Below are 6900 nucleotides of genomic sequence, written 5' to 3'. Positions count from 1 at the left end.
CAAAATGGTCGACTAAAAAATCAGGAAGCATAAATTTTAAAAGCTCTATAGGATCCATCTTAAATTCTTATAGCGCAAATCTCTTATTTTATTTTGACATTTCCTCCCCAAGATTTGTTCTTGATCCTAAAAAACCACTTTGTTTTAAAAACTGCATTGGATCTTTTATGTTTAGTATTTCTTCAATTGCTTTTTGTTTGTCTTTCTGTTTATTAAAATACGCTTCTGTTATTTTATAGCCAATCCAGTATCCTAAATCATTTGGCCTGTCATCTTTTTTAGAAGTTCCATATAACCAATCCTGGTAATCTGTATTTTTTAATCTTGTTACAAATTCCAGACATAATTTGTCTAGGTTTTGCTGCCCGTATTTATATGAGGGCTGATTTATTGATTCTCCTGAAATAAGTTCGCCTACAAAATCTGCACCTCCTTCTAGTAAACACCATTTCAACAACATGTCTTTACCAGTTATTTTTTGTTGATAGTGAATAAGCTCATGTGCGATTAAGCCTGAAACTCCATCTAAATTTTGAAGCATTTCGGTTCCTATAATAATTCCATCAGGAGCAGAAGTTCCTCCCGAATTAAATCTTCCATAAACAAAATAAATTGGTGGGAATTTTGCATTTGGATACCAATATTTTAAAGCACTGTAAATTGCTCTTACTCTCTTTTCCTTTGAAGAAATACCATCCAAAACATTTCTTGAACGTTCATAATCTGCTTTTCTTTTCTTTACCACAGCAAAAAGAGAGTCAGCATTAATTATCCTATTTTCAGTGAATCCTTTAACGCCCGGAGAACCTTTTTGCATATATTCAACAAATGGATTTTGTTTTGATTGGTCCATTTTGTCAAATGCTTCCCAAAAAATTTTTGAATCTTTTGTTTCAAAAACTGCATCCAAAGGATCCTCCGAGAAATTATTTTGCCCAAAAAGGAAATTAGAAAAAACAATAAAAAGTGTTGTGCAAATTAGGTTTAGCCTCATATCTAATAATTTTTAAAGCAAATTTTCACAGAATATCGCATGACTCGGTTACAGTCGAGCAATCCGTTTACTTTCTCGAAGTGAATATAGGAATATTTTTACTACAATTTATTTAACTTTTTTAAGCCTATTTAAATAATTATTATTTCTATTTCATCTTAATGCTCCATTCACAGAGCTTAGAACTTCTTAAACATTCAAATAATTTTTTACTATATTTGAGCCTAAAGATTGACTTATTTTCAACATACAATATATTATATATCTGTGCATTGGCTACTATTTAATCGATCTATATTGAACCCAAATCTTAAAAATGAAACAAAAACTAGTAACTCTTTTATTTGCATTTAGTATTATAAATATGTTTGGGCAAACGCCCGCCATTAAAACTAATTATTCTAATAAATCTTTAACCGCAAGCGACATGGTAACTAACAAAGCCATGAAACCTGTAAAAAAAGTTACATTAGACGATGCATCAATCCTAATTCACGATTATGACGGTTCCCTTTTTTCATTTGATTTAGAAACCGAAACAATTGGCTGGACGGTAAAAGCTACAGATTCTTACACTGAAATGTGCGCCAATAAACTAACAATATCTGATGGTGTGATATATGTCCCGTTTATTAACGGTGAAATTTTTGCAATCAATAATGAAACTGGTGAATTTTTCTGGAAATCAAGGTTAGGTACTATTACAGATCAGATCGTCCTAAAAGATCAAACTCCAGTTGTCTATAATGGAAAACTTTATATTACGGCTCAAAATCAAAATCAAGGCAGTAATTTATACGCTTTAGATATAAAAGATGGCAGTTTATCATGGAACTATAAACTAGATGCAGCAAACAACGACATTCCTTTGCTTGTTTTTGACAGCAAAATTTTTACCCAAAGCGGATCAAATGTCTACAGTTTTGATGCCAATACAGGAAAACTGCTGAACCAAAAAAACTTTGAAGAAGCTATGGGCGGAAAACCGGTAACAGATGGCGAAAATATATTTATAGCCAATGACAAGGATTTTCTTTTTGCTTTAAGTCCTAATAAACTAGATGTTTTATGGCAATTTAAATTAGACGAAAACCAGTACAACATCAAGGAACGTATATTTTGCAAAGACAACAAACTTTATTTTGCTGCGCACGGAACAAACGTTACATCGCTATATGCTATTGATTCAAAAACTGGAACGAAGATCTGGAAAACCGATTTTAAAGATGATAATATCGAATACATCACGAGAGAGAATGAGAATGTTTGGGGATATACCAAGAAGGCAAAACTTTTTGAATTAGACTTAACTAATGGTGAAATTGCTTTCGAAACAAAATTAACAACTCTACCAGTTTCAAATATTGAATTTCCAAATGATGATAACTTGCTTTACTATTATTGTGATGCTGGTTTAATTCAATTTGATTTGAATGAAAAAGACGAGAATGTTTATTATATGCGAACTTCACTTATGGAAAATATTTATAGCGCTTATTTAAAAATAATTCGATAAAAAAAACAATTCTTATTGACTGAATTTTATTTTCAATTGGTGAATTGCAAGAATGCTCTAATCAGTATTTCAAAATTTAAAGTCAACACAAATCTTTATAAAAACAAAACTCCATTATAATAATGGAGTTTTATATTTTAAGGTCTTCAGATTTTCTGTTTGGCAATTTTTTCCTTTCGCTTATTAGTCAAATATTTTCTCAATGGAATATCATAAATTACCATCACAAAATAGGCAAATCCAACCAGCAAAATAACGGCTGTTGCTATAATAAAAATCAACTGCGTTGTATCTGGTTTAAAGTTGCTGTAATAATTCCCAAACATCCATAAAAAGGCATAATGAGTCATATATAACGGATAGGAGATTTTTCCAGAAAACACACAAATTTTTTCTTGTCCAGTTTTTAGTATTGCTCCTGCTCCTAAAGCTATAAGTAGAGGAAAATAAAATAACACTATGAACGGTTCCGTCAGCCAATTCCATTCTGAAAAAGGCATTACAAAAGCCAAAAGTAATAATATGGCTAAGCCCGAAAATCCAAGTTTATTTTTAATAATCCAGTTACAACGATAAATAAGTAACCCCGCTAAAAAAGAATAAGATATTCTAGCGCAACCGTTCCAAAAAGTCGGTCCACTCCAGCCACCTAATAAATTACCCGAATTATAAGCCACAAAACAAATAGCCCCAGCAGAAAGGATAGTAAGCAAAAACAAATAACTGCGGCGAATTCTATATAGTATAAGCGCGTAAGCAATTTGGCTATATACTCCCAAAAAAGTGACCACGCAGGAGCATTAAAGCTAAATAAGTTAAAACCACGATCTGCTATTACAGGCAAGGGTATCAAAAATATCGAACATAAAAAAGTTAGAATAATTTTTACTGTACTGTATAATTCCAAATGACCGCCAAATGGATCAAATAAAAATGCTAGTAGACCTAAAATTGATCCTGCGATTACCAATGGATGTAATCTGATAATTCTGGATACAAAAAAATTAAGAATTCCCATTTTTGCAATCCGATCATCGTAAGCGTATCCAATAACAAAACCAGAAAGACAAAAGAAAAAATCGACAGCCAAAAAACCGTGCCCGATAAAATTCTTACTGGGATCAGTGTAAACCCATTCCATAAAATGGAACACCACAACAGCAAATGCAGCAATGCCTCTTAATCCGTCAAGTATTTCAAAATGTTTTTTTGTCTGCAGGATGGTCGTGTTGGTTTTGATTGTATTCATTAATATAATATTCTTTCCGATTAGTTATAACTAAGTCAGCACTTAGTCAAGCTCTCGCAAGTTCTACAAATTTAAATTTAAATCAAAATCAGATTCAGGAAGTTAACTCTACTTGTACTTAAACTAAAAACTTGAAATTTCACATTTAAAGATTTCATTGTTTTTTCATTCGATGCCGTTTCCTTACTTTTGTGAAAATTACAATTCAAATATGAGCTTAAAAGGTTGTCTTCCTCCTCCAGAAAATTAATAATACATTTTTTAGTATTGACATTTGACTGATTTTATCAGTCTGCATATCCATGTCTATACTTCAATTAAAATTATTAATCTTCAAAATAAAATCCCTTAATTAGGATAGACAAATTTTATGAAAAAATCATATTTGACACTGCACACCGCAGTGTTACTCGCTGGCTTTACCGGCGTATTCGGAAAACTTATTTCTCTAAACGAAATAACATTAGTTTGGTATCGAGTATTCTTCGCTTCCATCATCCTGTTTTTTATTCTTAAAATATACAATTTAAAAACGTTAAAGTCTTTTTCAGAAATAGGAAAGATTTCAAAAGCAGGAATACTTATTACAATTCACTGGATTTTTTTCTATGCCAGTATTAAATATTCAAATATATCTATTGGTGTAGTATGCTATAGTCTCACAAGTTTTTTTACAGCCATTTTTGAACCGATCATCAATAAAAAAAGATTTAACATCGTCCAAGGATTATTAAGTTTGCTAACCTTATTGGGAATAAGTTTAATTTTTCATTTTGATTCCTCTTATCAACTCGGAATTTTACTTGGTGTCGTATCCTCAGCATTCGCAGCTTTATACACAATTTACAACGAGCGTCTAGTGCAATTTTACGATAGCAAATTAATTAATTTTTATCAGATGCTGGGCGGCACTTTTGCATTAGGATTAATTTTGCCATTCTATTTTCATTCTTTTCCAAAACAGTCTTTTATTCCTAGCTTACAAGATATTTTTTACTTATTCATCTTAGCCTCATGTTGCACGGTAGCTTTATACATAATGTTCGCAGAATCACTCAAAAAAATTCCAGAGTTTACAGTAAATCTAACGTTTAACTTAGAACCAATTTATGCTATTATATTGGCATTCTTATTTTTTGATGAAGGACAATCGATCAATTTTTCCTTTTATATTGGAATTAGCTTAGTAATTACTTCCGTTTTATTACAATCCATAATTTCGGCAAGAACAAAAAAAATCATCAAACAAACAGTATCATGATATAAAAAAAGAGAAACTACTTAACAAAAGTAGTTTCTCTTTCTCAAAATAAAAATCAACTTTAGAATTTAAACTCTACTCCACCATAGTAATTTTTTAAAACACTGTAAAAAAATCATCTAAAACCTTTCACAATTCCTCTCGCTGAGCCAATAATAAAATTCAAGATTTTATCCCGTTCAACAGTCTGTTCAAACTCATTTTGGATTAATTGCAAAGCCAACTTCGTATTTCTTTTTTCTTGAAATAAAACACTATAAATTGCTTTTAATTCATCTATTTTAGAAGAACTAAACCCTCTTCTTTTCAACCCAACAGTATTGATTCCTACATACTGCAAAGGTTCACGAGCTGCCAATATATAAGGTGGAACATCTTTGACTACGCGACTTAATCCAGAAACCATAGAATGATCGCCAATAATCGAAAATTGATGTATTGCTGTTAGACCGCTAATATTAACCCAATCACCAACGATTACTTCGCCAGCAATACCAACATTAAATCCAATAATGTTATTATCACCAATTATACAATCATGCCCAATATGGGCACTTGACAAAATTAAATTATTATTACCAATCAAAGTTTTTTGTTTTGATGCAGTTCCTCTGTTTATAGTCACAAATTCACGAATAATGGTTTTATCTCCAATTTCGAGCAAAGTATATTCATTATCATACTTCAAGTCCTGAGGAATACCTCCTAGAACCGCCCCAGAATGAATCTCGCAATTCTTTCCAATTCTTGTCCCATCTAAAATATTTACATTATTACCGATCCAGGTATTATCTCCAATTATAACATCATTTTCAATTGAAGTAAATTTGCCAATTTGTACATTCGTTCCAATAATTGCCTTCTTACTAATATTATTATTTTTCAATTTTAAAACTTTTAATTAAAGACTGTAAAAATTCAAAAAAAATAAATTTTATTATTTGATGTAATGTAAAGAAATTGAAGCTCGTATTCTACTCAAAGTTTCCTGACTGACACCGATCAATGAAGCAATATGTTTTAATTTGGCTTTAATAATTATTTGAGGAAAGGAATCTAACAGAAATAAATATTTCTCATTTGCATTCATAACTCTAAACAAATGATGAAATTCATTAATCTTAGAAAGGTAAAGACGTAATTGTTTAATATGGAATTTTAAAAAAAGAGGATAATCCAACAAAATTTGCTCATCCGAATAAGCTAACGAATACAAGATAGTGTCCTCACAAGTCTGAAAACTTTCAAAAGATGGCTTCTGCTCAAAAAAACTACTTAAAGATGTTACAAACTGATTATCCGTATAAATCCACTTTGTTATCTCTAATCCATTTTCAAAACTAAATCTTCGAACAGCACCAGATTTAATAAAATATATTTTCTTGCATATTTTTCCTTGCTGAATAATTAATTCATTTTTTCTGAATTTTTCAACAATAAAATATTTTTCTATAGCTGTTTCTGTGTCAAGATCTAATTCCTGAAAACTATTTATAACCTGAATTAGTTCTTTCATCCTTTATTATTTTAAAATCAAATTTAATTTAATATCCGATAAAATCAAAAAAGAACTCAAGTAACAGACCTCTTAATTATAGTTTTTTAAGCGATCTAAAGACCAAATCATTATAAAACAATACAGAATACAAAAGGATCAGGTGCAAAAGTTGGGGATTAAGCAAAAAGATTAGAATAAGAAAAAGAAAAAAAAAAACCATATAAAAGCAAAAAACCCTATCCGTTTTGGATAGGGTTTTTCAAAGAAAGGCGACGACATACTCTCCCACATAACTGCAGTACCATCTGCGCAGGCGGGCTTAACTACTCTGTTCGGGATGGGAAGAGGTGAGCCCCGCCGCAATAACCACCTTAAGGTTTTT

General features: G+C 30.9%; 7 protein-coding genes and 1 rRNA gene. 2 read left to right on the top strand and 6 right to left on the bottom strand.

The window, feature by feature from the left end; genetic code table 11:
* Positions 1-88: 88 nt before the first annotated feature.
* Positions 89-994 (bottom strand): DUF2268 domain-containing putative Zn-dependent protease, encoded by a 906-nt coding sequence (locus BSF42_RS22170; RefSeq protein WP_095955276.1) that lies wholly within the window; start codon positions 992-994, stop codon positions 89-91.
* Positions 995-1310: 316 nt separating this feature from the next.
* Here BSF42_RS22170 and BSF42_RS22165 point away from each other — a divergent pair, with 316 nt between their 5' ends.
* Positions 1311-2510: a PQQ-binding-like beta-propeller repeat protein gene (locus BSF42_RS22165; RefSeq protein WP_095955275.1), complete on the top strand. Its 1200-nt coding sequence runs from the start codon at positions 1311-1313 to the stop codon at positions 2508-2510.
* A 146-nt stretch (positions 2511-2656) separates the two neighbouring features.
* On the opposite strand, the gene BSF42_RS22580 is transcribed toward BSF42_RS22165, so the two are convergent.
* The gene (locus BSF42_RS22580; protein ID WP_371616511.1) at positions 2657-3223 is read right to left on the bottom strand and encodes an acyltransferase family protein; all 567 of its coding nucleotides are present in this window, start codon (positions 3221-3223) and stop codon (positions 2657-2659) included.
* A complete protein-coding gene (locus BSF42_RS22575; protein ID WP_172426744.1) occupies positions 3160-3759 on the bottom strand; it encodes an acyltransferase in 600 nt (199 codons plus the stop codon). The genes BSF42_RS22580 and BSF42_RS22575 overlap by 64 nt, the downstream gene beginning before the upstream one ends.
* A 370-nt stretch (positions 3760-4129) precedes the next feature.
* Between BSF42_RS22575 and BSF42_RS22155 the strand changes: the two genes are divergently transcribed.
* The gene (locus BSF42_RS22155; RefSeq protein ID WP_095955274.1) at positions 4130-5020 is read left to right on the top strand and encodes a DMT family transporter; all 891 of its coding nucleotides are present in this window, start codon (positions 4130-4132) and stop codon (positions 5018-5020) included.
* Between the two features lie 115 nt (positions 5021-5135).
* On the opposite strand, the gene lpxA is transcribed toward BSF42_RS22155, so the two are convergent.
* From lpxA to rrf, 3 genes are all read right to left on the bottom strand, one after another.
* Positions 5136-5906, bottom strand: a complete 771-nt coding sequence (gene lpxA / locus BSF42_RS22150) for an acyl-ACP--UDP-N-acetylglucosamine O-acyltransferase (protein ID WP_095955273.1) — start codon at positions 5904-5906, stop codon at positions 5136-5138.
* Positions 5907-5957: 51 nt separating this feature from the next.
* Complete coding sequence (locus BSF42_RS22145) at positions 5958-6536, bottom strand: Crp/Fnr family transcriptional regulator (protein WP_095955272.1); 579 nt, start codon at positions 6534-6536, stop codon at positions 5958-5960.
* Positions 6537-6782: 246 nt separating this feature from the next.
* Positions 6783-6892: ribosomal RNA gene (gene rrf, locus BSF42_RS22140) — 5S ribosomal RNA — on the bottom strand.
* Positions 6893-6900: the final 8 nt, after the last annotated feature.

The organism is Flavobacterium sp. ACN6 (assembly GCF_002304005.1).
In the GTDB taxonomy this organism is placed as follows: Bacteria; Bacteroidota; Bacteroidia; order Flavobacteriales; family Flavobacteriaceae; genus Flavobacterium.
The sequence above is the reverse complement of the archived record's forward strand: the minus strand, read 5'-3'. Positions and strand labels throughout refer to the sequence as shown.

What these genes read in the sequence shown, in the direction of transcription:
- BSF42_RS22165 (WP_095955275.1), top strand. Translation starts at nt 1,311, where the DNA reads ATGAAACAAAAACTAGTAACTCTTTTATTTGCATTTAGTATTATAAAT.
- BSF42_RS22575 (WP_172426744.1), bottom strand. Translation starts at nt 3,759, where the DNA reads ATGAATACAATCAAAACCAACACGACCATCCTGCAGACAAAAAAACAT.
- BSF42_RS22145 (WP_095955272.1), bottom strand. Translation starts at nt 6,536, where the DNA reads ATGAAAGAACTAATTCAGGTTATAAATAGTTTTCAGGAATTAGATCTT.
- BSF42_RS22155 (WP_095955274.1), top strand. Translation starts at nt 4,130, where the DNA reads ATGAAAAAATCATATTTGACACTGCACACCGCAGTGTTACTCGCTGGC.
- BSF42_RS22170 (WP_095955276.1), bottom strand. Translation starts at nt 994, where the DNA reads ATGAGGCTAAACCTAATTTGCACAACACTTTTTATTGTTTTTTCTAAT.